This window comes from Paraburkholderia sp. SIMBA_053 (assembly GCF_046534895.1).
Classification (GTDB): domain Bacteria; phylum Pseudomonadota; class Gammaproteobacteria; order Burkholderiales; family Burkholderiaceae; genus Paraburkholderia; species Paraburkholderia caledonica.
In genome coordinates this window covers 1-245 of sequence record NZ_JAWRXU010001452.1, presented here as the reverse complement: position 1 = coordinate 245, position 245 = coordinate 1, and the positions used below count along the sequence as shown (strand labels likewise).

The 245-nt window shown below is 69.4% G+C and carries 1 pseudogene; it reads left to right on the top strand.

The annotated features are described in order from the left end of the window. Positions 1-184: pseudogene (locus tag SB753_RS40430) on the top strand (MFS transporter); the annotation flags it as partial. Positions 185-245 lie beyond the last annotated feature (61 nt).

Below are 245 nucleotides of genomic sequence, written 5' to 3'. Positions count from 1 at the left end.
GAGCTCGACCGTCTCGCTGTTCCTGTTCCCCGTGCTCGCCGCCGCGCTGCATACGCGCGTGTTCTGGATCATTGCCGTCGCGCCGCTGTGCGGCCTGCGCGCGCTGCGCGTGATCCGCTGGGAGCCGTCGGGCTACGACGTCGACGCGGAAGACCTCGCGCCGGCAGCGTCGCTCAGGCAATAGCGAGCTTCCCACGCCAGGCGGGACAGCGGAACATTCGCTGTCGTCGCCAAACCGACAAGGG